This is a genomic window from Bradyrhizobium sp. USDA 4451 (assembly GCF_054822585.1).
In genome coordinates this window covers 6066265-6092226 of the sequence record NZ_JBTRCH010000001.1, presented here as the reverse complement: position 1 = coordinate 6092226, position 25962 = coordinate 6066265, and the positions used below count along the sequence as shown (strand labels likewise).

Below are 25962 nucleotides of genomic sequence, written 5' to 3'. Positions count from 1 at the left end.
GGCCTCACAGACGTCGGACGTCGACCCGGCCGAACAACCCGCCGGGCCGGCGGATCAGCACCAGGATCACGATGGCCAGCAGCGCGGGAAAACCCCAGCGCGCGCCGGCCAGGAACTGGACCAGCGCCTCGACGATGGCGAGGCCGAACGAGGTGATGATCGCGCCGGGCAGGTTGCCGAGCCCCGCCACCACGCACATGATGAAGGCCTTCAGCATCGGATCGGCGCCGAGCGAGGGCGAGAGCTGGGTGATCGACGACACCAGCACGCCGCAGACGCCGGCGAGCATGCCGGACAGGATCAGGACCTGGAGATAGACCCGCGCCACCGGCACGCCCATCAGCTTGGCGGCATCCGGATTCTGCGCGGTGGCGCGAATGGCGCGGCCGGTCCTGGTTCGGGTCAGGAACAGCGCGGTGGCCCCCATCAATGCGACGGCGCTGACGATGATGACGAGGTTCTGCCAGGGCAGCACGAAGCCGCCGAGATTGATCGAGCCGCCGATCGAGAGCGGCTGCCCCAGCGGCTGGCCGCCATAGAGCCGCAGCACGGCATTCTCGAGCGTGAGCGCGACCCCGAAGGTCGCGATCATGATGGTGGTCTCGAAGGTCTCCGGGCTGCGGCGCGACAGCGGGTAGGCGACCAGCATGAAGATCAGCGCGCCGATCACGCCGCCGACCGCGGCGGCGGCAAGCACCGCGAGCGGCACAGGCAAGCCAAGCTGGCTGGCGGCGGTGAACGCGGCGTAGCCGCCGAGCGTCAACAGCGTTCCGTGCGCCATATTGAGCATGCCGAGCGAGCCCCAGACCAGCGACAGGCCGAGCGTCGCCAGCGCGTACAGCGCGCCGGTGGTGATCCCGGAGACGATGACGGGTCCTATGATCTCCACGCGATCAGCCTCCGAGATAGGTTGCGAGCAGCTCGTCGCGCTGCAACAGCACGGATGGTTCGCCCGACCAGACGAAAGCACCGTTGTCGAGCAGGTGAATGCGGTCGGCGATGTCGGCGACGCGCGCCGGGTTCTCCTCGACCAGCAGGATGGTGCGGCCGCTGGCCTTCAACCGCCCGATCACCTCGTAGATCTGCTCGATGATGATCGGGGCGAGGCCGAGCGACGGTTCGTCGATCAGCATCACGGTGCCCTTCATCATCAAGCCGCGGCCGATGCCGACCATCCGCCGCTCGCCGCCGGACAGGCTGGCCGCAATCTGGCTCTGCCGCTCGGCGAGCTTCGGCAGCAGCGTGAAGACCTCATCGAGCCGCCGCGCCACCGCCGCCTGGTCGGAATCGAGATAAGCGCCCATCAGCAGGTTCTCGAGAACGCTCATGCCGGCGAACAACAGATCGCCTTGCGGCACATGGATCACGCCGCTGGCCGCGACCCGATGCGCCGGCTGGCCGGAGATCAGGCGGCCATTCAGCGAGATCGATCCCTTGCGCACCGGGAGCAGGCCGGAGATCGCGCGCAGCAGCGTGGATTTGCCGTGTCCGTTCGGGCCGACCACGGTGACGAGCTCGCCCGGATCGAGCGACAGCGAGACACCGGTGAGGACGTTGCGCGCGTCGTAGCCGGTCACGAGCCCGTTGACGACGAGGCCGGAGGAATTGGACGGGTCAGCCATGGGCACTGAGCTCCGGCTGCTTGACGAAGAAGGCCTTGAGCCGGTTGGTGGCGGCCTTGCCCAGATAGGTCTCGACCACGGTCTGGTCATCGGCGACCGCCGAGGGCGCGCCTTCGAAGATCGATTTGCCGTGGTGCATGATCACCACGCGCGTCGACAGCGAGAGCAGGAAGCGCATGACGTGCTCGATCAAGAGGATCGCAATCCCCGATGCCGACAGCCGCCTGACGACGTCGGCGATGCGATCGACCTCCGACGGGCTGAGGCCGCCGACCGGTTCGTCGAGCAGCAGCAGTTGCGGAGAGGTCGCAACGGCGCCCGCGATCATCAGAAGCTTGCGGTCGAGCACCGGCAGGTCGCGCGCGATGCGCTGGCGGCCGGCGATGCCGACCAGATCGAGCGCTGCGGCGGCGCGTTGCCGGGCGGCCCGGCTGACCGCAAAGCCCGGGAAGCGGCGGTTGCTGTCGCCGAAATGCGCGGCGACCTCGATATTCTCCTGCACCGAAAGGCTGTCGAACGCCGCGTTGAGCTGAAAGGTGCGGGCGATTCCGGCGCGGCACACCTCATGTGCCGCAAGTCCGGTGATGTCGCGCCCCGCAAACAGGATGCGGCCCTCGGTGATCTCAGTGACGGCGGTGACGACGTCGAAGAATGTCGTCTTGCCGGCACCATTCGGGCCGCCGAGCCCGACCACCTCGCCGGGGCGAACGCTCAAGGACAGACCATGCACCGCACGGAGCGACCCGAAGGTCTTGGTCACGTCCTCGCAGACGAGCAGCGGGCCGTTCGTCTGGTCAGGGGAGGTCACCGCGTCGGCCTTTACGCCTTGATCCACGGCGGCAGCTTCATGGTGTCCGTCGCGTAGAGCGCGGGCGCGATCAGCTTGGGATCGGTGCGGTAGTCCTGGTGTTGCAGGAACTGGTGCGCCATTCCGAGCGACGGATCCTTGATCTGGGTCGGATAGCAGAAGGCGGACTGGCCCTTCGGATCGGCGTGGTAGATGCCGTTGACGCCGCGATAGATCAGCCGCTTCATCGCTTCCGAGATCTTGCGGGTCTGCTCCTTGTTGCTGGGCTCGCTGGCGCCGCCGGCGATCGCCGCCGACAATGCGTAGTGCCACAGCCCGTCATAGGTCTGCGAGCCCGTGATGAAGGCGGCATTGGCGCCGAACTTCTCCCGATAGGTCTTGCGGTAGGCCGCGGAGAATTCGTCGGGCAGGCAGCCGATCACGGTGGAATAGATCACGCCGTTGACGGCTTCCTTGCCGATCTCGCGGAATGCAGGGAGTGACGGCCCGTATTGCATGTAGACCAGGCTCTGGGTCGGCTCGGGCAGGAACTGGGTCATGAACTGCGCCAGATCCTGCGGCAGGAAGTGCGTCACCGCGATCGCGGCCGGCGGGTCCTGACGCAGCTTGGCGAGCGTCGGTCCCCATTGGTTGGTCGGGAACGGCACGGTTTCATAAAGCCCGAGCTCGAAGCCGAATTCCTTGACGCGGTCGCGGATCGCGTTGGCGATCACGATCGAATATTCGTTGGCCGAGGGGATGATCGCGATCTTCTTGTTCGGCGGGTTCCACTGCTTGCTGTCGATCAGCGATTTCAGGAACAGCAAGAAGCCGGGGCCGTAGTAGAACTCGGGCGGATCACCCTGGAAGCAGGAGTAGTAGCGCTGCGGATCGCTGAGGAATTTCGTGTTGTGCGAGATCAGCGTGTTGTAGTGCACGAAGATCACGTCGTTGTCGGCGGCGACGTCCATCTCCACCATGTTGGTGCCGACATTGTAGCCGTTGATGATCGCGCTGGCCGAGTGGCGATCGATCAGGCGTTGCATCGCCTGGGTCACGATATCGGCGCCCATCTCCTTGGTATCCTCGATCGCGATCTGGATCGGACGTCCCAGGATGCCGCCGGCGGCGTTGATCTCTTCGGCGGCGAGCGTGAGGCCGTTCTTGAACTCGATGCCGTCAGCGGCGGCAAAACCTGACATCGGCAAGGCCGAGCCCACCTTGACCGGGCCGCCTGCGGCGCGCGCGCCGTTGTTCAAGCTCGCCAGCATTGCAATTGAACCTGCGCCGGCGGCAACGCCGCCGAGAAGTGAACGTCGGTCGAGCATGATCGTCAGTACCCTTCGTCTCCGGCGCGGACTATCCGACGCCTCCCTTTAAAGCAGGAGATGCACGGCCGCGGCTGTTGCAGCGATTACTGCACGAACCGTGCCATGGCATCCGGCAATCGCATTCAGCAATCCCATCGTCAGCGCGCAGCAGGCAGCCGGCTGACGAGCGCGGCGGCCGCATCGATCACCTCGGCCTGATGCGGCTGCAATTCATTGCCGCCCCATGCGGCCATCAACGGCTCCCAGGGATCCGCGATGTCGGTCTTGATGCCTGACAACTCCTCGAGCACCGCGAGCCCGCAATAGGGCGCATACATTTCGGAGTAGCCGCCCTCATGCGTCATCAGGATACGGCCGTTGCACAACGTCTTGGCAGCGGCGCGCAGCATGCGCGTCATCTCGCGATACGCCGCCGACGACAGCATCATGCGGCCGAGCGGGTCGACGCCCGATGCATCGAAGCCCGACGCCACCACGATCATGTCGGGTGCGAAGCGATAGAGCGCGGGCAGCACGACGCGTTCGAATGCTGAGCGATAGGCGCCGAAGCCGGAGCCGGGCGGCAGCGGAACATTGATGTTGTAGCCGTCGCCTGCGCCATCGCCGTTCTCGGCAAGCGCACCGGAGTCGGGCGGGAACAGGTTGTCCTGGTGCAGCGAGATCGTCAGCACGCTCGGGTCTTCGTAGAACACCGCCTGGGTGCCGTTGCCGTGATGGACGTCCCAGTCGACCACGGCGACGCGCGCCACCTGGCCGGTGGCCTGCAAATGCCGGATCGCGATGCTGGCGTTGGCGAACAGGCAGAACCCCATGCCCAGCTCCGGCCGGGCATGATGTCCCGGCGGACGGACCAGTGCATAGGCGGTCTCGACCGCGCCCGATGCGACCGCTTCGCCCGCGGCAATGGCGCCGCCGGCTGCAAGCAATGCGATCTCGTAGCTGCCGGCGCCGAGCGGCGTCAGCTGGCTGGCATCGCCGCCGCCGGCGTCGCTGAGGTGCTTGATATGGGCGATATGCTCCGGCGTGTGGACGCGGGCGAGCTCGGCCACCGTCGCCGCGCGCGGCTTGATCTGCACGAGATGATCGAGCAGGCCGCTGACCTCGACCAAATTGCGGAAGCGGCGCTTGGTCTCCGGATTCTCGGCATGAGTGCCGGGCTGGATCGTCAATCCCGGCGGAAACACCTGGGCCCAGTTGCCGGTGTTGTGCCACATGTAAAGTTCATGGCAGACGAACCCAGTAGCCATGCGAACGATCCCTTGTCCCTGTCGCGCCCGCCTCGTGTTGAGCTATTCCACCGCGCTGATTGCCTCGTCGAACGTATCTGCGATCTTGTCGGCGTGTTCGGTGGTGAACGTCAGCGGCGGGGAGATGATGAAGGTGTCGGCGAGGTTGCGGATCAGGACGCCCTTGGCGACGCAGCGCTCCCAGATGCGCTGGCCGAAATTCTCCGCGAGGTCGAACGGCCGCTTGGTCGCGGGATCGGCGACCAGCTCGATGCCGAGCATCAGCCCCTTGCCGCGCACGTCGCCCATATTGGGATGACGCTTCTGGATGTCCTTCAACCGCGCCAGCAGATAGGCGCCGACCTTGCCGGCATTGGCCGGCAGCTCCTCCTGTTCGACGATGCGCAAATTGGCGATCGCGGCGGCGCAGGCGAGGGGATGGCCGGCATAGGTATTGCCGTGCATGAAGGCGCGTGGCGTGAATTGCGACTTGTCGTCGGACTGAAAAGCAGCTGCGACCTTCGCGTTGATCAAGGTGGCACCGAGCGGGATGTAGCCGCTGTTGATCCCCTTGGCGAACACCATGATGTCGGGTTTGACGCCCCAGGCGCGGCTGCCGAACATGCTCCCCGAGCGGCCGAACCCGGTGACGACCTCGTCGGCGATCAGCAGCACGCCGTGGCGGTCGCAGACCTCGCGCAGCAGCGGCCAGAAATTCGCCGGCGGCACGATCACGCCGCCGGCGCCCTGCACCGGTTCGGCCATGAAGGCGGCGACGCTGTCCGGTCCCTGATAGACGATCTCGCGCTCGAGCAACTCGGCGCAGAGCCGGCCGAGCGCCTCCGGGTCCGACGTGAACGGGTTGCGATAGACGTGCGGCGTCTCGACCTGGAAGAAGCCCGGCAGCAGCGGCGTGAATTGCTCCTTGTAGACGTTGACGCCGCCGGCCGACAGCGCTCCCAATGTCACGCCATGATAGGCGCCGCGCAGCGAGATGATCTTGGTGCGCAGCGGCTGGCCGGCGAGCCGCCAATATTGCTTGGCGAGCTTGATCGCCGCCTCGTTGGCCTCCGAGCCGCCGGACGAGAAGAATGCGCGCACCATGCCCTCCGGCGCAGCCAACCGGCAGAGCTCGTCGGCGAGCGCGACGGACGGGCTGTTGGTGGTGTTACCGAAGGTCGAATAGAAGCTGAGCCGATCGAGCTGCTCGATGATCGCCTGTTTGATCTCGGGTCGGCCATGCCCGACATTGACGTTCCACAGCCCGGCCTGTCCGTCGAGATAGCGGCCGCCATGGCCGTCCGAGACATAGACGCCTTCGCCGCCCTCGATGCAGATTGGCGGGTTCTCAGCGAGGAAGTTGGCATTGGCGAAGGGGTAGACGACGTGACGGGTCAGCGTGTCGTTGTTGCGAGCGGTGGCTGCGGTCATGGTCCCGTTCCTCTCGACGAGTGTTGTCCCCGGTTCATCCGGTGCTCATTGCCGCAAGGATAAACACAGGAGACAAAATTGGTCAAATGACCAATTTTGTGCAACATGCAAATTTGTGCGGCACGGGATAAACAATCGTTGAGCGCATTGGAGAAATGGATGGCAATCGCGGGACGTGAGGCGGTCGGTGCCAAGGGCGAACGGACGCGGCGCCAGATCATCGAGGGCGCCTTGCAGGCACTCGGCACCGGCGGCGTCGCGGCGACCACGACGCGCGACATCGCGGCCGGCGCCGGCGTCCGCCTCGCCACGCTGCACTATCATTTCGAGAGCAAGAGCGCGCTGCTGCTCGCGGTGCTTGAACATCTGATCGACGAGACCACCACGGCGCTGCGCGAGGAAACCGGCGATAGCGCCGACATCGCGAGCTGTATCCGCGAATCCCTGCGCGCCGGCTGGCGCTATCTGACGCGAACGCTCGAGCTGCAGATCGTGCAGTATGAACTCACGCTCTATGCGCTCCGCCGTGACGATGCGGCCGGGCTAGCGGCCTATCAGTACGACGCCTACATCAAGGTCTATCAGGACATCCTGCAAGGCGTCGCGGTGCGAACCGGCGAGCTCGATGCGGCGGGATGCGCCGACGTCGCCCGCTTCATGCTGGCCGGTATCGACGGCCTGCTGTTGCAGGAGCTGGCGAAGCCGAACAAGGCGCGCTCGTCACGCGCGATCGAGACGCTGATCGCGGCGACCCAGGGATTCGCGAGCCGGCTGTCGAATGATCGCAAGGCGCGAAAGTAAGTGCGCAGAACTGTAGGATGGGTGGAGCGACGCGAAACCCATCATGTTTCCGCGGACCAGAGTCGATGGGTTTCGCTGCGCTCTACCTATCCTAGCACCGTTCAAAACAAAAGGCGCTCCCATCGGAAGCGCCTTTCGCATTCGTGCGTGCTGCAAGACTTACAGCGAGTAGTACATCTCGAACTCGACCGGGTGCGGGGTCATTTCGAAACGGGCGACCTCGGTCATCTTCAGCTCGATATAGGCGTCGATGAAGTCGTCGTCGAACACGCCGCCGTTCTTGAGGAACGCGCGATCCTTGTCGAGGCTCTCGAGCGCTTCGCGCAAGCTGCCGCAGACGGTCGGGATCTGCTTCAGCTCTTCCTTCGGCAGATCGTAGAGGTCCTTGTCCATCGCCGGACCCGGATCGATCTTGTTCTTGATGCCGTCGAGGCCGGCCATCAGCATCGCGGCGAAGCCGAGATAGGGGTTAGCCATCGGGTCGGGGAAGCGCACCTCGACGCGCTTGGCCTTCGGGTTCGCCGTATAGGGAATGCGGCAGGACGCCGAACGGTTGCGCGCGGAGTAGGCGAGCAGCACCGGCGCCTCATAGCCCGGGACCAGGCGCTTGTAGGAGTTGGTCGACGGGTTGGTGAAGGCGTTGATCGCCTTGGCGTGCTTGATGATGCCGCCGATGTAGTGCAGGCAGGTCTCCGACAGGTCGGCGTACTTGTTGCCGGCGAAGGTCGGCTTGCCCTCCTTCCAGATCGACTGGTGGACGTGCATGCCCGAGCCGTTGTCGCCATAGACCGGCTTCGGCATGAAGGTTGCGGTCTTGCCGTAGATGTGGGCGACCTGGTGGATGCAGTACTTGTAGACCTGCATCTGGTCGGCCATCAGCGTCAGGGTGTCGAACTTCATGCCGAGCTCGTGCTGGGCGGACGCGACCTCGTGGTGGTGCTTCTCGACCTTGACGCCCATCTTGGCCATCGCGCCGAGCATCTCGGAGCGCATGTCCTGCACCGAGTCCTGCGGCGGCACCGGGAAGTAGCCGGCCTTGGTGCGGATGCGGTGGCCGAGATTGCCGCCTTCATATTCGGTCGACGAATTGATCGGCAGTTCCGAGGAGTCGAGGCGGAAGCCGGTGTTGTAGGGATCGGCCGAGTAGCGAACGTCGTCGAACACGAAGAACTCGGCCTCGGGGCCGACGAACACGGTGTCGCCCACGCCCATCGACTTCACCATCGCCTCGGCCTTCTTGGCGATGCCGCGGGGATCGCGGTTGTAGGGCTCGCCAGTGGTCGGCTCGAGCACGTCGCAGGTGATGACCATGGTGGTCTCGGCGAAGAACGGATCGATCGTCGCGGTAACGGGGTCGGGCATCAGGCACATGTCGGATTCATTGATCGCCTTCCAGCCGGCGATCGACGAGCCGTCGAACATCGTGCCCTCGGCGAAGATGTCATCGTCGATCATGCTGACGTCGAAGGTGACGTGCTGCCACTTGCCGCGCGGATCGGTGAAGCGCAGGTCGACGTACTTGACGTCGTTGTCCTTGATCGATTTCAGGACGTCTTTGGCGGTCTTCATGAATACCCCTTATGATGTGCGGGTCGGTTTCCAGCGGTGAGCGACGTTATTCCCGCTTTTGGCGGGTTCGTGTGACTGCTCAAACGAAATCAGGCTGCCGAAGCAGCCTTTTTTCTCTTTTGCCGTCAGAAATTCCGGATAGCACCGCCCTTAAATAGCGTCCAGCCCGGATTCGCCGGTCCGGATGCGGATGGCTTCCTCGATGTTGGAGACGAAGATCTTGCCGTCGCCGATCCGCCCGGTCTGGGCCGCGCGGCGGATCGCGTCGATCGCCTTCTCGACCAGCTCGTCGCCGATCACGATTTCGATCTTCACCTTGGGCAGGAAGTCGACGATGTATTCCGCACCGCGATAGAGTTCGGCGTGGCCCTTCTGGCGGCCAAATCCCTTGGCCTCGGTCACGGTGATGCCTTGCAGTCCGACTTCCTGGAGCGCTTCTTTCACCTCGTCGAGCTTGAAGGGCTTGATGATGGCTTCAATCTTCTTCACTGAGCGCCTCCCGGGCATTGCAGATTGCAGGGTCGAGTTCGATGCGCGTGGGGCGCAGTCAGGTTGGTCGTAAGCCTTCCGGCTTGTGGCCGGAAACACGCGCAATGGTCGCATGATGCGGCCCTTGTACGCGGCTTCCTCAAAAGCAGGGTCTATGCCAAGTTGTTAAGGTCCCCGATTTCGGAACGTTATCAGCCTTTTAACAGGCAATCGGTTGATATCGAACCACATGGGCTATGATATCCAAGCCTAACAAATAGGCAAATAGATCAATCCGTATGCATTCGGTCATGAGAAGTCCCGCGAACGTCACAGGAATTGCCTCTCGAAAAGGCGAAGCGATTGAGGATTCGGCATGGACGTTCTGACCACAACCGAGATGGAGCGCGCCGACCGGCTGACCATCGCAGCCGGCACCCCGGGCTTTGCGCTGATGATGAGTGCCGGCCAGGCCGTCGCTGAAGCCGCGATGGACCTGGTCGAGGAGGGGCCGATCGTCGTGGTCGCCGGCCGCGGCAACAATGGCGGCGACGGCTTTGTCGCCGCCGCCGAGCTTGCCGCGCGCGGCCGCGAGGTCTCGGTGATCCTGCTCTGCGAGCGCGACAGCCTGCAGGGCGACGCGGCGCTGGCGGCCAAGGGCTGGAAATATCCGGTGCTGCCGTTCAATCCGCAGGCGCTCGGCAAGCCGGCGCTGATCATCGACGCGTTATTCGGCGCGGGCCTCAACCGGCCGGTCAAGGGCGATCCGCTGGAGATGATCGCGGCCATCAACGCCAACGGTACGCCGGTGCTAGCGGTCGACCTGCCGAGCGGCATCAACGGCACCACGGGTGCCGTGATGGGCGCGGCCGTGCAGGCGACCGAGACCGTCACCTTCTTCCGCAAGAAGCCCGCGCATCTGCTGCTGCCGGGCCGGATCTATTGCGGCCGGGTGCGCGTCGCCGAGATCGGGATCGACGCGCAGGTGCTCGACGAGATCAAGCCGCTGACCGCGGAGAACGTGCCGCAGGTCTGGCGCTGGTCGTTTCCGGTGCCGCGGATCGACGGCCACAAATATGCGAGGGGGCATGCCGTCGTGGTGTCGGGCGATCTCGCCTCGACCGGCGCGGCGCGGCTTGCCGCGCGCGCGGCGCTGCGGGCCGGCGCCGGCCTCGTGACGCTGTCTTCGCCGCGCGATGCGCTGGCCGTCAACGCGGCGGCGCTGACCGCGGTGATGGTGCGCGCGGTCGACAACCCGATCCAGTTCGCCGAACTGCTCGACGACAAGCGCCTCAACGCCTGCGTGATCGGCCCCGGTGCCGGCGTCAGCGCGCGGACCCGCGACTTCGTGCACACCGCGCTGTCGGCGCAGCGCCACCTGGTGCTCGACGCCGACGCGCTGACGAGTTTCGCCGGCTCGCCGGACCGGTTGTTCGAGGCGATCAAGGCGTCCGATGGACACGGGGTGGTGCTGACCCCGCATGAGGGCGAGTTTCCGCGGCTGTTCAGCGACATCTCCAACAAGCATCCCGGCCGCTCCAAGCTCGAGCGCGTCCGCGCCGCGGCCGAGCGCTCCGGCGCGGTGGTGCTGCTGAAGGGCGCCGACACGGTGGTCGCCTCGCCCGACGGCCGCGCCACCATCGCCGCCAACGCGCCGCCCTGGCTTGCCACCGCCGGCGCCGGCGACGTGCTATCAGGCATCATCGCAGGCTTCCTGGCGCAGGGCGTCGCGGCCTTCGAGGCCGCCAGCATCGGCGTCTGGTTGCACGGCGAGGCGGCCGGCGAGGCCGGGCCCGGCCTGATCGCCGAGGATCTGACCGAGGTGCTGCCGGCCGTGTTCCGCCGCCTCTATGACGAGTTCGGGATCGAGTATTAGGCGGCCCTGCGAAGGCCTCTCGGAAATGCGGCACCACTTCGCCGCTCGCCTTGAGCACCGCTGAAGCCGGCGCACCGGGACGCCGGGTCTCTTGCGTGGCAGCCGCCGCCCCGCATTGTTCGCAGGAACTGAACAACTGGTTAGATATTTGCGTTTCTTCGATCGGTCCGGCTGGCCTATACGATCGCGATCGTTGCCTCGCATGGACCAATTCGATGAACGCACCGAGCAATCCGCTTTCCGCCACCGAGCGGACCGACGCTCCGTTTCACGGGAGCGTCGACCCGGCGTCCTATCGCGCGGCGATGCGCCATCACGCCGGTGCGGTGACGATCCTGTCCGCGGGCGGGCCGGGCGACCGGACCGGAATGACCGCGACGTCGGTCTGCTCGCTGTCCGACACGCCGCCGCGGCTGATCGCCTGCATCAACCGCGCGGCGAGCGCGCATGGCCTGATCCGGCGCACGGCCGCGTTCGGCGTCAACATGCTGCATGCCGACCAGGCCGAACTCGCCAACGTGTTCGCCGGCCGCCGCGGCATCGAGCGGGACAGTCGCTTCAGGGAAAGTGACGGCTGGCTGTCGCTTGCCACGGGCGCGCCGATCCTTAAAGGAGCGCTGATCGGGCTCGATTGCGAGCTGATCGACGAACATGCGCACGACACGCATTCGATTTTCGTCGGCGCGGTGCGCGCGATGCATTTGCGTGACGGGGAGACACCGCTGATCTATTTCGGCGGCGCATTCCGCGCGCTCGCTCCGGCGTGACGACTGACGACCGACGGCTCAGGGGCGCGGCTTGAGGAATTTGTGAACCACTGACGTCAGCGCGCTGGCGGCCGGCGAGAAAGATTGGCCCCGCAGCGAGACGATGCAGACCGTGCGCTCCAGCGTCGGATTCGTGATCGGCAGCGCCTGCATCGTCTTCCTGACCGGCCGCGGCAGGGCGACCTTCGGCAAAATGCCGACGCCAAGGCCGGCGCCGGCCAGCGCGGCCAGCGTATAGCTGTGCTCGACCTCGAACTTGATCTTCATCTGAAGGTTACGCACCGCGAGCGCGCGCTCCAGCATCGAGCGCAGCGCCGCCGATTTGGAGTTGAGCAGGATCGGGTAGGCGGACAATTCGGTGAGATCGACCGAGCTGCGCTTGCGAAACGGGAACGCCCTGGTCGCCAGGGCATAGATCGGATCGTTGAACAATGGTGCAAACTGAAACTCGGTCGAGCCGTCCATCTCCGGTCCGATGCCGAAATCGGCCTCACGCCGGCGCAGGCAGTCCAGCATGTCCTCGGCCGCGAGCTCGCGCAGATTGATGTTGATGCCGGGATAGCTCGCCTGGAAGGCATGCAGCGCTTGCGGCAGGACGGTCGCGGCGATGGTCGGCACGCAGGCGAGCGACAGCGTGCCGCGCTGGATGTCGATCACCTCGCGGATCTCGCGCAGACCGTTCTCCCATTCGCCCAGCGCGCGTCGCGCATGCGTGAGCAACTGCAATCCTTCCGCGGTCAGTTCGACGCGCCGCGTGGTGCGGTGAAACAGCGCGGCGCCGACCTGGTCCTCCAGCAGCTTGATCTGCATGCTGACCGCGGATTGCGAGCGGTTGAGCTGCTCGGAAGCCTGGCGAAAGCTCTTGTTCTCGGCAACCGCAATGAACATGTGCAGCAGCTTGAAATTGATCTGCGACATCGATTGTGCCCCGCAGAGATTATCCCGACAAACTGAACAGTTCTTAAGATAATCTCGTTAGAAAGATCAGTGTCGGACATCTAGCATGATTGCATTGGCCGCGGGAGACGATCCGGCGGCGCGATGCAGAAAAGAAGCTTCATGTCCTTCACCGTCACCAAGCCGCGGACACGCCGCGTCCAGCGTTCCGAGCTCGCGGTTCCGGCCACCTCCACCCACTTCTTCGAGCGCGCGGCGAACAGCGCGGCCGACTTCATCTTCCTCGATCTCGAGGATGCGGTGGCACCGCCGCGCAAGGTCGAGGCGCGCGAGATCGCGATCGAGGCGCTGAACCGGATCGACTGGGGCAACAAGACGCTGGCGGTGCGGATCAACGGGCTCGACACCGAATGGGCGCATCGCGACATCATCGAGATCGTCAGTCGCGCGCCGCGCCTCGACCTCGTCATGGTGCCGAAGGTCGGCACCGCCTTCGACGTCCGTTTCGTCGACGCGCTGCTGACCGGGCTCGAACGCGAGTTCCCGCGCGCAAAGCCGCTCGGCATCGAGATCCTGATCGAGACCACGCTCGGCCTCGCCAATGTCGAGGACATCGTGCAGGCGTCGGAGCGGCTGGAGGCCGTCATCTTCGGCATCGGCGATTACTCGATCGACCTGCGCACCTGCGGCGAGATCATCGGCGCGTCCGATCCGCGCTATGCGGTGCTCACCGATGCCGGCGAGGGCGGCGCGCGCCAGATGCACTGGAACGACCAGTGGCATTTCGCGCTGGCCCGCATCGCCAACGCCTGCCGTGCCCACGGCCTGCGCGCGATCGACGGCCCCTACGCCAATTTCGGCGATGTCGCGGGCTTTCGCGCCAGCGCCGCGCGGGCGGCCGCGCTCGGCTTCGAAGGCAAATGGGCGATCCATCCCGCGCAGCTCGAGATCGCCAATGAAATTTTCTCGCCCACCGCGCGGGAGATCGGCTGGGCGTGCGAGATCGCGGCCAAAATCCAATCCGCGAGTGCCGGCGGCGACGGCGCCTTCGGGCAGGACGGCGTGCTGATCGACCTCGCGGTGCTGAAGCGCGCGCAGGCGATCATCGACCGTCACGAGGCGATCGCGGCGGCGGGCAGGGAGGGGGCACGCAATGTCGCATGAGCCGCCGCTGGCCGGCGTTCGGGTGCTCGACATCGCGACCTTCGTGGCGGCGCCATTCTGCGGGACCGTGCTGTCCGACTTCGGCGCCGAGGTGATCAAGATCGAGCAGCCCGGCACAGGCGATCCCTTGCGGCGGTTCGGCACGCCGAGCGAATGCGGCGACAGCTACGTCTGGCTCAGCGAGGCCCGCAACAAGAAATCGGTCACGCTCGACCTGCGGGACGCGCAGGGTGCCGCGCTGTTCCGCGAGCTGGTGCGCCAGTCGGACGTGGTGCTGGAGAATTTCCGGCCGGGCACGCTGGAGAAATGGGGCCTCGGCTTCGAGGCGCTGCGCGAGATCAACCCCAGGCTCGTGATGCTGCGGATCAGCGCCTACGGACAGGACGGCCCGTTGCGCGACAAGCCGGGCTTTGCCCGGATCGCCCACGGGTTCAGCGGGCTCGCTTACCTCGCCGGCGAGGCCGGACGCCAGCCGGTGATGCCGGGCTCGACCTCGCTCGCCGATTACATCTCGGGGCTATGGGGCGCGCTCGGGGTGCTGTTGGCGCTGCGCCATGCCGACGCCACCGGACATGGCCAGGTCGTCGACATCGCCCTCTATGAATCGGTGTTCCGCCTGCTCGACGAGATGGCGACCGTGTTTGCCAAGACCGGCTTCGTCCGCGAGCGGCTGGGCGCCGACACGGTCAACGTCGTGCCGCACAGCCATTACCAGACCGCCGACGGCAAATGGGTGGCGCTGGCCTGCTCGAGCGACAAGATGTTCGAGCGCCTGGCGCAAGCCATGCAGCGCCCCGAGCTTGCGACCGATCCGCGCTATGCGGCAATGGCCGGGCGGCTGGCGCGGCGCGAGGAGGTCAACGGGATGGTCGCCGACTGGATCGGCTCCATGCCGCTCGAGACGGCGCTTGCGGAATGCGAACGCTATGACGTGCCGTGCGGGCCGATCTACAGCATCAGCGACATCTTCGCCGATCCGCAGTACCGCGCCCGCGGCAATATCGTGGAGGTGCCGTCGCGTGCCGGGCCGATCGCGGTGCCGAGCGCAATCCCGAAGATGTCCCGCACGCCGCCGCAGTTCCAGCATGCCGGCGCGGCGCTCGGCGCGCATACCGATGAAATCCTGACCTCGCTTGCCGGCGCAACGGCGGCGGCGCTCGCCGCGCTGCGCAACGACGGGGTGATCTGACATGAACCCATTATCCTGCGGCCACGAAGGAACGACGCCATGACCAGGCAGATGAAACTGATCGGCTTCCTGCAGGCCCAGAATTGCTCGAACTATCCGGCCTCCTGGCGCCACCCGGAGGCGCGACCGAACTGGTTCTCGCGCGAGTATTATCAGGAGATCGGCCGCACGCTGGAGCACGGCAAATTCCATCTCGCCTTCTTCGACGACCGGCTCGCGATCCCCGATCGCTTCGGCGACGATTTCCGCGAGACCGTCCGCCACGGCGTGCGCGCGGCCAAGCTCGATCCGGTTGCGGTCGCGCTGACGATGGGACTGGCGACCGAGCGGCTCGGCATCGGCGTGACTTACTCGACCACCTATTACGAGCCGTTCCATGTCGCGCGGGTGTTCGCGACGATGGACCTGCTGCTGGGCGGCCGCGCCGCCTGGAACGTGGTGACCTCGCTGAACGATTCCGAGGCGGCGAATTTCGGCGCCTCGCGGCATCTCAGCCATGATCTGCGCTACGACCGGGCCGACGAGTTCATGGAAGTCGTGCTCGGGCACTGGAATAGCTGGGAGGACGGCGCGGTCCGCTTTGACCGCGAGAGCGGCCTGTTCGCCGACCCGGCGAAGGTGCACCGGCTCGATCATCACGGGCAGTTCTTCCGCTCGCGCGGGCCGTTCACGGTGCCGCGCTCGCCGCAGGGGCATCCGGTGGTCATCCAGGCCGGGCAGAGCGGCCGCGGCAAGACCTTCGCGGCGCGCTGGGGTGAGCTGATCTTCGTGATCTATCCCACTCTCGACATCGCCAAGCGGCAATATGCCGATTTGAAGGGAACATTGGCGAAGACGGGCAGGGACATCAGCATCGCGCCGGCGGTCTACCCGGTTGTCGCCGAGACCCAGGCCGAGGCCGAGGACAAGTTCGCGGCGATCGACGCCCTCGCCAAGCCGATCGATGCGCTGACGCTGTTGTCGGAGGTCTTGAACTACGATTTCGCGGCCAAGCCAATGGACGAGCCGTTCACGTCGGATGAACTGGCCTCGATCAGCGGGCTGCAGGCGATCCGCGACCGCGTCATGAATCTCTGCGGCAAGCCCAACCCGACCCCGCGCGACTTCGTCCAGTTCAGCGGTCGAGGGACGCTCGCCGAACTGCCGACCTTCGTCGGCTCGCCCAAGGCCGTCGCCGATCAGATGGAGCGCTGGTTCTCCGAAGGCGGCTGCGACGGCTTTGTCGTCGCCGCCACCCATGTGCCCGGCACCTACCAGGACTTCGTGCGCCTGGTGGTGCCCGAGCTGCAGCGCCGCGGCCTGTTCCAGCGCGAATACCAGGGCGACACCCTGCGCGAGAACCTCGGTTTGCCGCGGCCGGAAGCCGCGCGTGCAAGCAAGGCCTGCGAGGAGGCGCGCGTTTCGACCGGATGACGCCGGCACGAACATCAGACAACGATCAAAAAACAAAATCAGGGAGGCAGAATTGACCACGACAGGCGTCAACGCGGGCGGGCGGCTCGACAGGTTGCCGATCTCGGGATTTCACTACCGGATCTTCGCGCTGATCGGAGCCGGACTGTTCGTCGATGGCTTCGAGATTTTCCTCGCCGGCAGCATCCTGGGCGCGCTGGTCCAGTCCGGATATTCGGACCTCGCCCAGAATGCGCGCTTCATCTCGGCGACGTTTGTCGGGATGCTGATCGGCGCCTGGCTGGCAGGCGTCGCCGGCGACCGCCTCGGACGGAAGTTCGCCTATCAGGCCAACCTCCTGATCTTTGGCATCAGCGCGCTGGCGGCGACGCTGGCGCCGTCGATGAACTGGCTGATCGCGGCGCGCTTCGTGATGGGCCTCGGGCTCGGCGCCGAGATCGTCGTCGGCTATGTCGTGCTCAGCGAATTCATCCCGCCGCAGCAGCGCGGGCGCTGGGGCGCGGCGCTCGCGACCTGCACCAACGGCGCGTTGTTCGTCGCGACGCTGGTCGGCTGGGTCGTCATTCCGCATCTCGGCTGGCGCTGGATGTTCGCGCTGTGCGGCATCGGCGCGATGATCGTCTGGTTCCTGCGGCGCTCGCTGCCGGAATCGCCGCGCTGGCTGGAGACGCAAGGCAAGAGCGCGGAAGCGGAGGCCGTGCTGGCTGCGATCGAGCAGGAGGTCGGCAGCGGCGAGACGCTGCCGACCCCGGCCTATCAGCCCGCTCCGGTCCGGCCCGATACCAGCTTCACGCGGCTGTTCTCGCGCGCATTGATCGCGCGGACCATCGTCGGCTGCATGATCCTGATCGGGCTCAACACCGCGGTCTACGGCTTCATCGCCTGGATTCCGACCTTCTTCGTCAAGCAGGGCATCAACCTGTCGTCGTCGCTCGGCTACACCATGCTGATGACGCTCGGCAGCCCACTCGGCACGTTATCCGGCATGTGGATCGGCGAGAAGATCGACCGCAAGCCGTCGCTGATCGTGCTGTCGCTCGCGGCGGCCGGGCTCGGGCTGATCTATCCGATGTTCATCAATCCGGTTGCCTTCGTCGTGATCGGCTTCCTGCTGGTGTTCACGGTGGCGGTGATGCTGGCGCTGGCCTGGGGGCTGTACATCCCCGAGCTGTTCCCCACCGAGCTCAGGATGCGCGGATCCGGCATCTGCAACACGGCCGGCCGGCTGATGTCGATCATCACGCCGTTCGCCGTGGTCGAGCTGTTCACGAGGTTCGGCGTCACCGGCGTCGTCTTGGTCGTGGCCGGGCTGCTGGTGGTGCAGGCGGTCGCGGTCGCGGTGCTCGGCATCGAGACCCGCAAGCGTCCGCTGGAGGCGTTGCGGCCGGAGGCGATGGACGGTGAGGGGCCGCTCGCGCAGGCACGCGGCAAGCTGCAACCGAGCCCCGGAGCGATCGCCGGCGGCGAGTGAAATCAAGCGCGTGATGTCCGCATGATCCGTGCATGCGGACATCGGCTCGTGGCCATGTCTCACGATACTTTTGGTGGACGCGTCGCGGGATGCGGGCTAAACGCGCAGGAAATTCCCTCGGCACCGTGAATCTCGCTCGTGAGTGGCAGGCAGAACAATTTCCTTGCTCAGGCGCTGCAACAAGGCGCCTTGGCGTTGCGGGCGCAGCAGTTTGCTCAGGCCGAGCAGATCGCGACCAACATCCTGAAATCGAACCGCACGGACCGGCACGCCGCGCTGCTGCTGGCGCATGCACTGATGGGGCAGAAGCGAGGCGACGAGGCGATCGCGCCGCTCGAGCGGGTTGCGCGCCGCGGCGAGGACGGCGAGGTTGAAACCCTGCTTGGCGCGTTGCTGTGTGGCGCGGGTCGCGCGCCGGACGGGATTGCGCAGCTTCGCCGCACGGCAGCGCGCCGGCCGCCATACCTCCCCTCGTTCCGGGAACTCGCCGGCCAGCTCGCCAAGGCCGGTGACCACGACGAGGCGATCGGTACGATCGAGGCCGCCCTTGCGCTGGCTCCTGACAGCGTCGACCTGAAGTACGATTTGGGGCGCCTGTTGCACGATGCCGGCCGGATCGAGCGGGCTGTGAGCGTCCTCACTGCCGCGCATCGGGCTGCACCGGAACGTCCCGACGTCCTTAGCCAGCTCGGGCGAGTCCTGATCCTTCATGGTGATTACGCCGCGGCCGCGGATGCGCTGCGCCGCGCGCTCGCGCTGTATCCGGACGACCGCTTGACCCGTGCCCATCTCGCGTCATCCCTGTTCGAACAGGGTGAGCGCGGCGCAGCCGAGGCGGCGCTGCGTGCCGTCGTCAGGGGGCAGCCCCAGCTATTGGGACGCGCGGCATTCGTCATGGCCGCGGGGTCGCATGGCCGCTTCTTCTTCTCGCAGCGCGCGGCCGCGAAATTCCTCGGTGGTGACGCAGGCTGAGCGCAGCGGACGACACCCCGTCGTGCGTCAAGCCCTGAATTTTCTGCGGTAGAGGTTGGGCTCGCGCTTGAGCTCGCCGCGAAATTCGCCGACGCGCTTGGCTTCATCCGTGGTGAACGGCGATGCCTGCGCGGTCCAGCTGTCGCGCTTCACCGGAATGCACTGCGCGATCGGAGTGCCCTTGGGCAGGACGCCTCTGAAATTCCTGTCGTGCCAGTACGCCGGGAAATGCACCCAATTGTCGGCATAGAGATCGGAATTGACCAGGCCGGTGAGCGTGGTGAACGGCAGGTCGAAACGGTTGACGGGATGCGTGAAGTAGACCGCGTAGCCTTCGGGCGCTTCGACGGTCCACAGATTGTGGAATTTGAGGAAGAAGCGGCCCTCTTCGAACAGCGGGGTGCCGGTGACCTGACCGGGGTCGTGAAATCCGATCGGCGAGCGCGGGAATTCGGGCGTGCCTCCCGGCGGCAGGTCGTGGTCCCAGGTGATCTCGCCGTCCTCGATCTTGAGATCGCAGACCAGCGGCAGCAGGAATCCGCAGGTCATCGCATCGACGAATGGCGGGCAGCGCTTGATGGTGTCCTCGTCGTGCAGGTTGATCGAGGAGAACGCCGTCGCCGGCATCGCCTTGAGCCAGTCGGGAACACCCTGGGCCGCCGGGATGGGCCGCGGAATCAGTCCCTCAAGCTCCGCCGGGCAACGGAATTTGAGCGTCAGCTTGTTGGTGGTGGACATTGGGCGCTCCGATGTCCTGTTGGCCTACATCAATGCGTGCCAAAGGTGAAGCGCATGATCGCCGGTGGGCAGCCGCCGCCCATCCGCCGATTCATGATTGCGAGAGCGGCAGGCTGCATCACTTGCGCACGAGATAAAGCGGCGTTCTCAGCGTCAGCTGATAGGATGGCTTCGGTACCCATATGATCTGGGCCGTGACCCCGAACAGACGATTGTCGTTGTCGTCCATCCGATCGAGATCGAGCCTGAGAATGGGCTGGGTGAAGGACTGGATCGGCGCGAAGCTCAGGAGCTGCGCGCCGCCAAAGTATTGCACGCCGGCGCGGCCGGTGAATTTCCAATTGCTCGGCCACTGATAATAGCCGCCGACATAGCCGATGACGTTCGGATGGATCCTGGCCAACGCGGTCGCGACCTCGACGCGGGTGTCCTGGATGCCCGCCAGCATTCCCCGTGTCGCGTCCTCATCGAAGGCGTAGTCGAACTCGAGAATGTTGTTGAAGGTCGTCGTGGCCGTCGGCCCGTTCGGGATTGTCTGGGTGAACGTCGATTGCCAGGTGATGGTCGGGATCGAGCCGCCGTTCTGACTGTAGAGGTCCGCCTGGAACCCGACGTTCCAACTGGTGGCGTCGAAGGGTGACCAACCCTGCGCCGGCCCGTAGGTCGTCGTGCCGGACATGCCGGCGTAGAGCGAGACCGTATCGGAGACATCCACCGTCAAGGGGAAATCGACGGCAAGCGATTGGCGGGATGGCAGGGGTACGCTCGCGGGAAGCGAGCCGCCCTTGGCAAGCGCGAGCGACTGCAGCGCGCTGAAGAGAGCCGGGCTGCCGAAACCGACCGGCAGGGCGCCGGCCGGCACCGTTGCGTAGCTTGTCCGCAAATCGAGATAGATATTCGGCGCCGCGTTCGAGTTGCCGCTGTCGTCGTCGCGATCCTTGCCGGACGCCGGTCCGGTGAGGCATGCGGCGATCAGGCCGGTCAGGACGAGCCTCGACAACACCAGGGACTTGCCGAATGAGGTGGTCGAAAGGCGCGGGGGAACTGGCACGACCTCCGGGCTCCTCACCCATTTCGACGCGCCAAAGCGCGATGAGACTGGATCGAATCTAGCTTACCAGATATTTCGCCACCGCCGCTTCGTTCCACTCGATGCCGAGCCCCGGACCGCGCGCGGTCACCGCGCCGTCGACGATCTCGGCGGGCCTTGTAAGAATCGCGCCGGCGAAGTCGAGGAATTCGAGCCAGTGCGCGGTCGGCGTCACCGCCAGCAGATGCGCGCTGACCTCGGCGAACAGATGGCTCGACATCGGGATCGAGGCGGCATCGGCCTGTCCCGCGACCTGCATCCAGCCGGTGACGCCGCCGACCTTCATCACGTCGGGCATGATGAAGTCGGATGCGCCGGCGGCGATCGCCTCGGCGAAGCCGCGCGGAAACCACCAGTTCTCGCCGGCCTGGATCGGCGTCGGCGAGGTCTCGCGGACCTTGGCGTGGCCGGACAGGCTTTCCTGCGGCACCGGCTCCTCGATCCAGTGCAGATCGTAGGGGGCAAGCCGGGCGATGCGGCGGGTCGCTTCCGCCGGATCGAGCGACTGGTTGAAGTCGATCATCAGCGCGATGTCGGGGCCGAGCAGGGCGCGCACGCCCTTGACGACGCGCTCGTCATTGGCGGCATCGCCGTCGCCGCCCTTGATCTTGATGCCGCGAAAGCCCTGATCGAGCGAGCGGCGCAGCGCGCGCTCGTCAGCCACCGGATCGACCACGCCGTAGCTGTCATAGGCCCTGATCGGCTTTGCCGAGCCACCGAGCAGCTCGACCAGCGGCCGGCCGGCGAGCTGGCCGAGCACGTCCCAATAGGCCATGTCGAGGCCGGACACCGCCATGCCGACCAGGCCTTGCCAGCCGAGCAGCCGAAACCTGGCGTCCATCGCCTTCATCAGGTCGAACGGCGCGACCGGCTTGCCGACCAGTTCGCGGCCGATCTCCTCGATCAGATAACAAAGCGGGTGAAGCGTGAGCTTGCTGTAGGCGAAGATGTAGGTACGGCCGGTAACACCTTGATCGGTCTCGACATCGATCAGGACCAGCGGGCCGGAATCGATCACGCCGAAGGCGTTCTTCACCGGACGCTTGAGCGGCACCACGACGCTTCGCGCCTTCACTCCGCGGATCGCTGCAACTGTCTGGCCCATGGACGTTTCCCCTTGTTGTTATTGGACACTGTACCATCGGACGAGCCGGGGCGCGGCCCAATCGGCTGCGACCTGCTCGATCAGATAGCGGCCGGGATACTCGGCGAGGAAGGCGATGCGCTGGGTCTGGCCGGGCTCAATCGCGAGCGTGTCGAGCCAGAACGGCTTCCAGCCGTCGTCGAGCCGATCCAGCAGACGGAAGTGGTGGCCGTGCAGGCGAAAGACGCCGGCGATCGCGCCGCGGTTGGTCAGCGCCAGCACCACCGGCCGGCCGGCTTTGGCCTGAAACGCCGGCGCGGCCGACGGCTTGAACTCCGCAGGGCGGAACCAATCGGTCGGCATGCCGAGCGCGAGATCGAATCGTGCGGCGCTCCTGAGGTCGAGCGCGGCCGGCATGTCGTTGCCCGGCAGCGGCGGCGCGGGAGGAAACGGCGCCGGCCGGATCGGCGGTTCGTTCGAGACGATGAGCTTGCCGACCGGGCGCGCCTGCTTGCCGTCATGCAGCAGGATCGGGAAGCTGGTTCCAGCAGGCCCGGCCGTGTCGACAAAGACATCCGTGCGGCTGCCGGGAGCCAGCACCAGGGCACCGTTGCGGGCCGAAAACGGTTCGGCCGGCTGGCCGTCGATCGCCATCACCCGGACGTCGAGGTTCTCCAGCTTGACCGCCAGCACGCTGCGCTGGCTGCCATTGATGAAGCGGAGTCTGAGCCGGGTATTGGCCGGTGCCGAGATGTCGTATGAGGTTTTGCCGTTAATTGTATGAATTGGCGTCGAATCCTTGGGATCGCTGCCGGGCGGGATCGCGCTGCCGTCCGGCCACAGGCGCCATTCCTCGATCAGCAAGACCTCGTCGCGATCGACCGCGACCGGGGCGGCCCCGGCGACGATCAGTGGGCGCGGCCGCGTCGGCGCCGCACCGCCATCGCCGAGCAGCGGCGCGCACAGGAAGGTGCCGGCGTGGCGGAGCGGCAGCTGGAAGGTATCCTTTGCTCCTGTGGCGAGGGGCGCCCGCGAGGCCAGCGGCTCCGCGGCCGGGACGCCATCGATCCCGCGGCAATCGAGCGCGGCCGTGACCGGCAGCTCGTTGCCAAAGGTCACATCGAGCAACTCGCCGCGCTTGAAACGGAGGTCGCCGCTGCCGAGCGACCAGACCGGGGTTTCCGGGCCGTCCGGACGCAGCGCGATGCGGTCGGTTTTGGCCAGCAGCGCGACCGCGGTGCGGCCCTGTGCCGAGCCGGTCGCAGGCCATGCCGGGCAAAGCGCCGCGGCGCCGAGCGCGGCCATCAGGTGGCGCCGGGTGAGCGAAAATTCGGGACGTGTTGCGGGACTTGCCATCCGGCCGATGCGGACCATTTTAGAGGGTACCTGTCCAGTCGCGATCGGTCGCAGGGCGGGCTCTCCAGTGGCCATTTTTTTGCTGCGAACCGGTGGGCGCATGTTATAAGCCCGGCCGCCCGCGGCATCGCGGCCGGACTGGATGCTTTTCGCGCGGGCGTGGCGGAACTGGTAGACGCGCTGGATTTAGGTTCCAGTGACGAAAGTTGTGGGGGTTCGAGTCCCTCCGCCCGCACCAAGCGCTTACAGCGTTTGCATGACGATTTCTTGGAGAACCTTGGGCCCCGAAGGGGTCGAGGGTTCGCCGAACCCACAGACGTCAGGCCGCAAGGCTTAAGCGTCGCACAGATTGAACACTGCCACGGCTGCTTCAAGCCGCGGCAAAAGCGGAAGAAGATTGATACCATGCAGGTCACCGAGACCCTCAACGAGGGACTGAAGCACGAATTCAAGATCAGCGTTCCGGCATCCGATCTCGATGCCAAGGCGGGCGCCAAGCTGGTCGACCTCAAGGACAAGGTCCGCCTCAACGGCTTCCGTCCGGGCAAGGTGCCGGTGGCGCATCTGAAGAAGATCTACGGCCGCTCGGTGATGGCCGAGACCATCGACCAGACCATCAGCGACACCAACCGGCAGATCTTCGAGGATCGCGGCTTCCGCCTCGCCGGCGAGCCGAAGATCACGATGCCGACCGAGAAGGCCGAGGTCGAGGAATTGCTGTCGGGCAAGACCGACCTGACCTACACCGTCGCGATCGAAGTCGTGCCGCCGATCCAGCTCGCCGATTTCAAGTCGTTCTCGGTCGAGAAGCCGGTGGTCGAGGTCTCCGACGCCGACGTCGACGATGCCATCAAGCGGATCGCCGAGGGTAGCCGCCCGTACAACGCCAAGGCCGAGGGGGCCAAGGCCGAGAAGGGCGATCGCGTCACCATCAACTTCAAGGGCACCATCAACGGTGAGGCCTTCGAGGGCGGCACCGGCGAGGGCATCCAGGTCGTGCTCGGCGCCGGCCAGTTCATTCCGGGCTTCGAGGAGCAGCTGACCGGCATCGGCGCGGGCGAGACCCGCACGCTGATGGTGCCGTTCCCGAAGAACTACCTTAACGAAAAGCTCGCCGGCCAGCCGGCCGAGTTCGAGACCACCGCGACCCTGATCGAGGCGCCCGGCGAGGTCACGGTCGACGAGGAGTTCGCCAAGACGCTGGGCCTCGAGTCGCTCGACAAGCTGAAGGAGCTGATGCGCGAGCGCCTGACGGCCGAGTTCGCCGGCGCGACCCGCCAGAAGGTCAAGCGCGCGCTGCTCGACCGCCTCGACGAGAGCCACAAATTCGAGGCGCCGCCGTCGCTTGTCGCCGAAGAGTTCAACCTGATGTGGAACTCGATCAAGGCCGAGATGGACTCGTCCGGCAAGACCTTCGCCGACGAGAACACCACCGAGGAAGCGGCCAAGGAAGAGTACCACAAGATCGCCGACCGCCGCGTCCGCCTCGGCCTCGTGCTGTCGGAGATCGGCGAGAAGAACAAGATCACCGTGACCGACGACGAGGTGTCGCGTGCCGTGATCGAGCGCGCGCGCCAGACGCCCGGCCGCGAGAAGGAAGTCTGGGACTACTACCGCAGCAATGCCCAGGCGCTGGCCCAGCTCCGCGCCCCGATCTACGAGGACAAGGTCGTCGACTTCGTGCTCGAGCTCGCCAATGTGACCGAGAAGAAGGTCACCAAGGAAGAGCTGTTCAAGGATGAAGACGACGCCGAGAAAACTGCCGCTTAATTCCGGCACCTCGCGTTAATGATGAACCGCGAAAGCGCGCCTCGCGACGGCTCCCGTCGCTAGGCGTGCGGACGCGAATCAGCTTGAACTCCTGCGACCTGCCCAGATGGGTAGTGCGGCCAGCCGCCCGGTCTTGTCGGCCGGAAATTGGCCCATATCTGGGTTAAGCGTTAAGCCAAGTCGTCTTGAGCAAAGTGTCGTCTTGAGCAAAGTTCTGCATCACCCCTAACCCCTGGGTTCTTCCATGCGCGATCCCGTTGAAACCTACATGAACCTCGTGCCGATGGTCGTCGAGCAGACCAATCGCGGCGAACGCGCCTACGACATTTTCTCGCGCCTCTTGAAAGAGCGCATCATCTTCGTCACCGGCCCGGTGGAAGACGGCATGTCGACGCTGATCGTCGCGCAGCTCTTGTTCCTCGAGGCCGAGAATCCGAAGAAGGAAATCTCGATGTACATCAACTCGCCGGGTGGCGTGGTGACGTCGGGCCTTGCGATCTACGACACGATGCAGTTCATCCGTCCGCCGGTGTCGACGCTGTGCACCGGGCAGGCGGCCTCGATGGGCTCGCTGCTGCTGGCAGCCGGCGAGAAGGACATGCGCTTCACGCTGCCGAATTCCCGCATCATGGTGCACCAGCCCTCCGGCGGCTTCCAGGGCCAGGCCACCGACATCATGCTGCACGCGCAGGAGATCCTGAATCTCAAGAAGCGCCTCAACGAGATCTACGTGAAGCACACCGGCCAGACCTACAAGGCGATCGAGGACGCGCTCGAGCGCGACAAGTTCCTCACCGCCGAGGACGCCAAGGCGTTCGGCCTCGTCGACAAGGTGATCGACAAGCGTCCCGAGGATCCGGCCTCCGCGAAGGCCGCCTGATCCTGGCAGAGATCCCGAGGCGCCGGCGTGACCACCACATTGACGCCTCACATACCCGGC

The 25962-nt window shown here is 65.8% G+C and carries 23 protein-coding genes and 1 tRNA gene; 11 read left to right on the top strand and 13 right to left on the bottom strand.

Going from position 1 to position 25962, the window contains the following annotated elements:
• Window positions 1-4: 4 nt before the first annotated feature.
• The 6 genes from ACVMB0_RS28185 to ACVMB0_RS28160 form a co-directional block, all read right to left on the bottom strand.
• The gene (locus ACVMB0_RS28185; protein ID WP_461348334.1) at window positions 5-889 is read right to left on the bottom strand and encodes a branched-chain amino acid ABC transporter permease; all 885 of its coding nucleotides are present in this window, start codon (window positions 887-889) and stop codon (window positions 5-7) included.
• A gap of 4 nt (window positions 890-893) precedes the next feature.
• A complete protein-coding gene (locus ACVMB0_RS28180; RefSeq protein WP_456754493.1) occupies window positions 894-1622 on the bottom strand; it encodes an ABC transporter ATP-binding protein in 729 nt (242 codons plus the stop codon).
• Complete coding sequence (locus ACVMB0_RS28175) at window positions 1615-2457, bottom strand: ABC transporter ATP-binding protein (RefSeq protein ID WP_461348333.1); 843 nt, start codon at window positions 2455-2457, stop codon at window positions 1615-1617. Before ACVMB0_RS28175 ends, ACVMB0_RS28180 begins: the two co-directional genes overlap by 8 nt.
• The gene (locus ACVMB0_RS28170; RefSeq protein WP_461348332.1) at window positions 2442-3680 is read right to left on the bottom strand and encodes an ABC transporter substrate-binding protein; all 1239 of its coding nucleotides are present in this window, start codon (window positions 3678-3680) and stop codon (window positions 2442-2444) included. The genes ACVMB0_RS28175 and ACVMB0_RS28170 overlap by 16 nt, the downstream gene beginning before the upstream one ends.
• 197 nt (window positions 3681-3877) lie before the next feature.
• Window positions 3878-4987 carry a class II histone deacetylase gene (locus ACVMB0_RS28165; protein WP_461348331.1) on the bottom strand — a complete coding sequence of 370 codons (1110 nt, stop codon included), beginning with the start codon at window positions 4985-4987 and terminating at the stop codon, window positions 3878-3880.
• Window positions 4988-5029: 42 nt separating this feature from the next.
• Window positions 5030-6397: an aminotransferase class III-fold pyridoxal phosphate-dependent enzyme gene (locus tag ACVMB0_RS28160; protein WP_461348330.1), complete on the bottom strand. Its 1368-nt coding sequence runs from the start codon at window positions 6395-6397 to the stop codon at window positions 5030-5032.
• Between the two features lie 159 nt (window positions 6398-6556).
• Here ACVMB0_RS28160 and ACVMB0_RS28155 point away from each other — a divergent pair, with 159 nt between their 5' ends.
• Window positions 6557-7198, top strand: coding sequence for a TetR/AcrR family transcriptional regulator (locus ACVMB0_RS28155; RefSeq protein WP_456754498.1), 642 nt, complete (start codon window positions 6557-6559; stop codon window positions 7196-7198).
• Window positions 7199-7357: 159 nt separating this feature from the next.
• On the opposite strand, the gene glnA is transcribed toward ACVMB0_RS28155, so the two are convergent.
• Together glnA and ACVMB0_RS28145 are read right to left on the bottom strand one after the other, a co-directional pair.
• On the bottom strand, window positions 7358-8767 hold the full coding sequence (gene glnA / locus ACVMB0_RS28150; RefSeq protein WP_456733062.1) for a type I glutamate--ammonia ligase: 1410 nt from the start codon (window positions 8765-8767) through the stop codon (window positions 7358-7360).
• Between the two features lie 150 nt (window positions 8768-8917).
• Window positions 8918-9256 carry a P-II family nitrogen regulator gene (locus tag ACVMB0_RS28145; protein WP_044542445.1) on the bottom strand — a complete coding sequence of 113 codons (339 nt, stop codon included), beginning with the start codon at window positions 9254-9256 and terminating at the stop codon, window positions 8918-8920.
• A 355-nt stretch (window positions 9257-9611) separates the two neighbouring features.
• Here ACVMB0_RS28145 and ACVMB0_RS28140 point away from each other — a divergent pair, with 355 nt between their 5' ends.
• Together ACVMB0_RS28140 and ACVMB0_RS28135 are read left to right on the top strand one after the other, a co-directional pair.
• Complete coding sequence (locus ACVMB0_RS28140; RefSeq protein ID WP_461348329.1) at window positions 9612-11111, top strand: NAD(P)H-hydrate dehydratase; 1500 nt, start codon at window positions 9612-9614, stop codon at window positions 11109-11111.
• Window positions 11112-11326: 215 nt separating this feature from the next.
• Window positions 11327-11878 carry a flavin reductase family protein gene (locus tag ACVMB0_RS28135; protein ID WP_461348328.1) on the top strand — a complete coding sequence of 184 codons (552 nt, stop codon included), beginning with the start codon at window positions 11327-11329 and terminating at the stop codon, window positions 11876-11878.
• Between the two features lie 18 nt (window positions 11879-11896).
• Here the strand turns inward: ACVMB0_RS28135 and ACVMB0_RS28130 are convergent, their stop codons facing one another.
• On the bottom strand, window positions 11897-12796 hold the full coding sequence (locus ACVMB0_RS28130) for a LysR family transcriptional regulator (RefSeq protein WP_456754501.1): 900 nt from the start codon (window positions 12794-12796) through the stop codon (window positions 11897-11899).
• Between the two features lie 141 nt (window positions 12797-12937).
• Here ACVMB0_RS28130 and ACVMB0_RS28125 point away from each other — a divergent pair, with 141 nt between their 5' ends.
• From ACVMB0_RS28125 to ACVMB0_RS28105, 5 genes are all read left to right on the top strand, one after another.
• Entirely contained in the window at window positions 12938-13939 is a 1002-nt protein-coding gene (locus ACVMB0_RS28125) for an HpcH/HpaI aldolase/citrate lyase family protein (RefSeq protein ID WP_461348327.1), read from the top strand.
• Window positions 13929-15128 (top strand): CaiB/BaiF CoA transferase family protein, encoded by a 1200-nt coding sequence (locus tag ACVMB0_RS28120; RefSeq protein ID WP_461348326.1) that lies wholly within the window; start codon window positions 13929-13931, stop codon window positions 15126-15128. The genes ACVMB0_RS28125 and ACVMB0_RS28120 overlap by 11 nt, the downstream gene beginning before the upstream one ends.
• A gap of 39 nt (window positions 15129-15167) precedes the next feature.
• Window positions 15168-16541 carry an LLM class flavin-dependent oxidoreductase gene (locus tag ACVMB0_RS28115; RefSeq protein ID WP_461348325.1) on the top strand — a complete coding sequence of 458 codons (1374 nt, stop codon included), beginning with the start codon at window positions 15168-15170 and terminating at the stop codon, window positions 16539-16541.
• 52 nt (window positions 16542-16593) lie between these two features.
• Window positions 16594-18012 (top strand): MFS transporter, encoded by a 1419-nt coding sequence (locus ACVMB0_RS28110; protein ID WP_461348324.1) that lies wholly within the window; start codon window positions 16594-16596, stop codon window positions 18010-18012.
• A 138-nt stretch (window positions 18013-18150) separates the two neighbouring features.
• Window positions 18151-18984: a tetratricopeptide repeat protein gene (locus ACVMB0_RS28105; RefSeq protein WP_461348323.1), complete on the top strand. Its 834-nt coding sequence runs from the start codon at window positions 18151-18153 to the stop codon at window positions 18982-18984.
• A gap of 27 nt (window positions 18985-19011) precedes the next feature.
• Here ACVMB0_RS28105 and ACVMB0_RS28100 read toward each other — a convergent pair whose 3' ends face one another.
• From ACVMB0_RS28100 to ACVMB0_RS28085, 4 genes are all read right to left on the bottom strand, one after another.
• Window positions 19012-19722 carry a hypothetical protein gene (locus tag ACVMB0_RS28100; protein ID WP_456798012.1) on the bottom strand — a complete coding sequence of 237 codons (711 nt, stop codon included), beginning with the start codon at window positions 19720-19722 and terminating at the stop codon, window positions 19012-19014.
• Window positions 19723-19840: 118 nt separating this feature from the next.
• Window positions 19841-20773 (bottom strand): hypothetical protein, encoded by a 933-nt coding sequence (locus ACVMB0_RS28095; RefSeq protein ID WP_456798013.1) that lies wholly within the window; start codon window positions 20771-20773, stop codon window positions 19841-19843.
• A 58-nt stretch (window positions 20774-20831) separates the two neighbouring features.
• Window positions 20832-21917, bottom strand: a complete 1086-nt coding sequence (locus tag ACVMB0_RS28090) for an enolase C-terminal domain-like protein (RefSeq protein WP_461348322.1) — start codon at window positions 21915-21917, stop codon at window positions 20832-20834.
• 18 nt (window positions 21918-21935) lie between these two features.
• A complete protein-coding gene (locus tag ACVMB0_RS28085) occupies window positions 21936-23270 on the bottom strand; it encodes a multicopper oxidase family protein (protein ID WP_461348321.1) in 1335 nt (444 codons plus the stop codon).
• Between the two features lie 135 nt (window positions 23271-23405).
• On the opposite strand from ACVMB0_RS28085, the gene ACVMB0_RS28080 reads away from it, so the two are divergent.
• From ACVMB0_RS28080 to ACVMB0_RS28070, 3 genes are all read left to right on the top strand, one after another.
• Window positions 23406-23490 (top strand) — tRNA-Leu (locus ACVMB0_RS28080).
• A 167-nt stretch (window positions 23491-23657) separates the two neighbouring features.
• Window positions 23658-25022 carry a trigger factor gene (gene tig, locus ACVMB0_RS28075; protein ID WP_456754513.1) on the top strand — a complete coding sequence of 455 codons (1365 nt, stop codon included), beginning with the start codon at window positions 23658-23660 and terminating at the stop codon, window positions 25020-25022.
• Window positions 25023-25266: 244 nt separating this feature from the next.
• Window positions 25267-25902, top strand: a complete 636-nt coding sequence (locus ACVMB0_RS28070) for an ATP-dependent Clp protease proteolytic subunit (protein ID WP_076857756.1) — start codon at window positions 25267-25269, stop codon at window positions 25900-25902.
• Window positions 25903-25962: the final 60 nt, after the last annotated feature.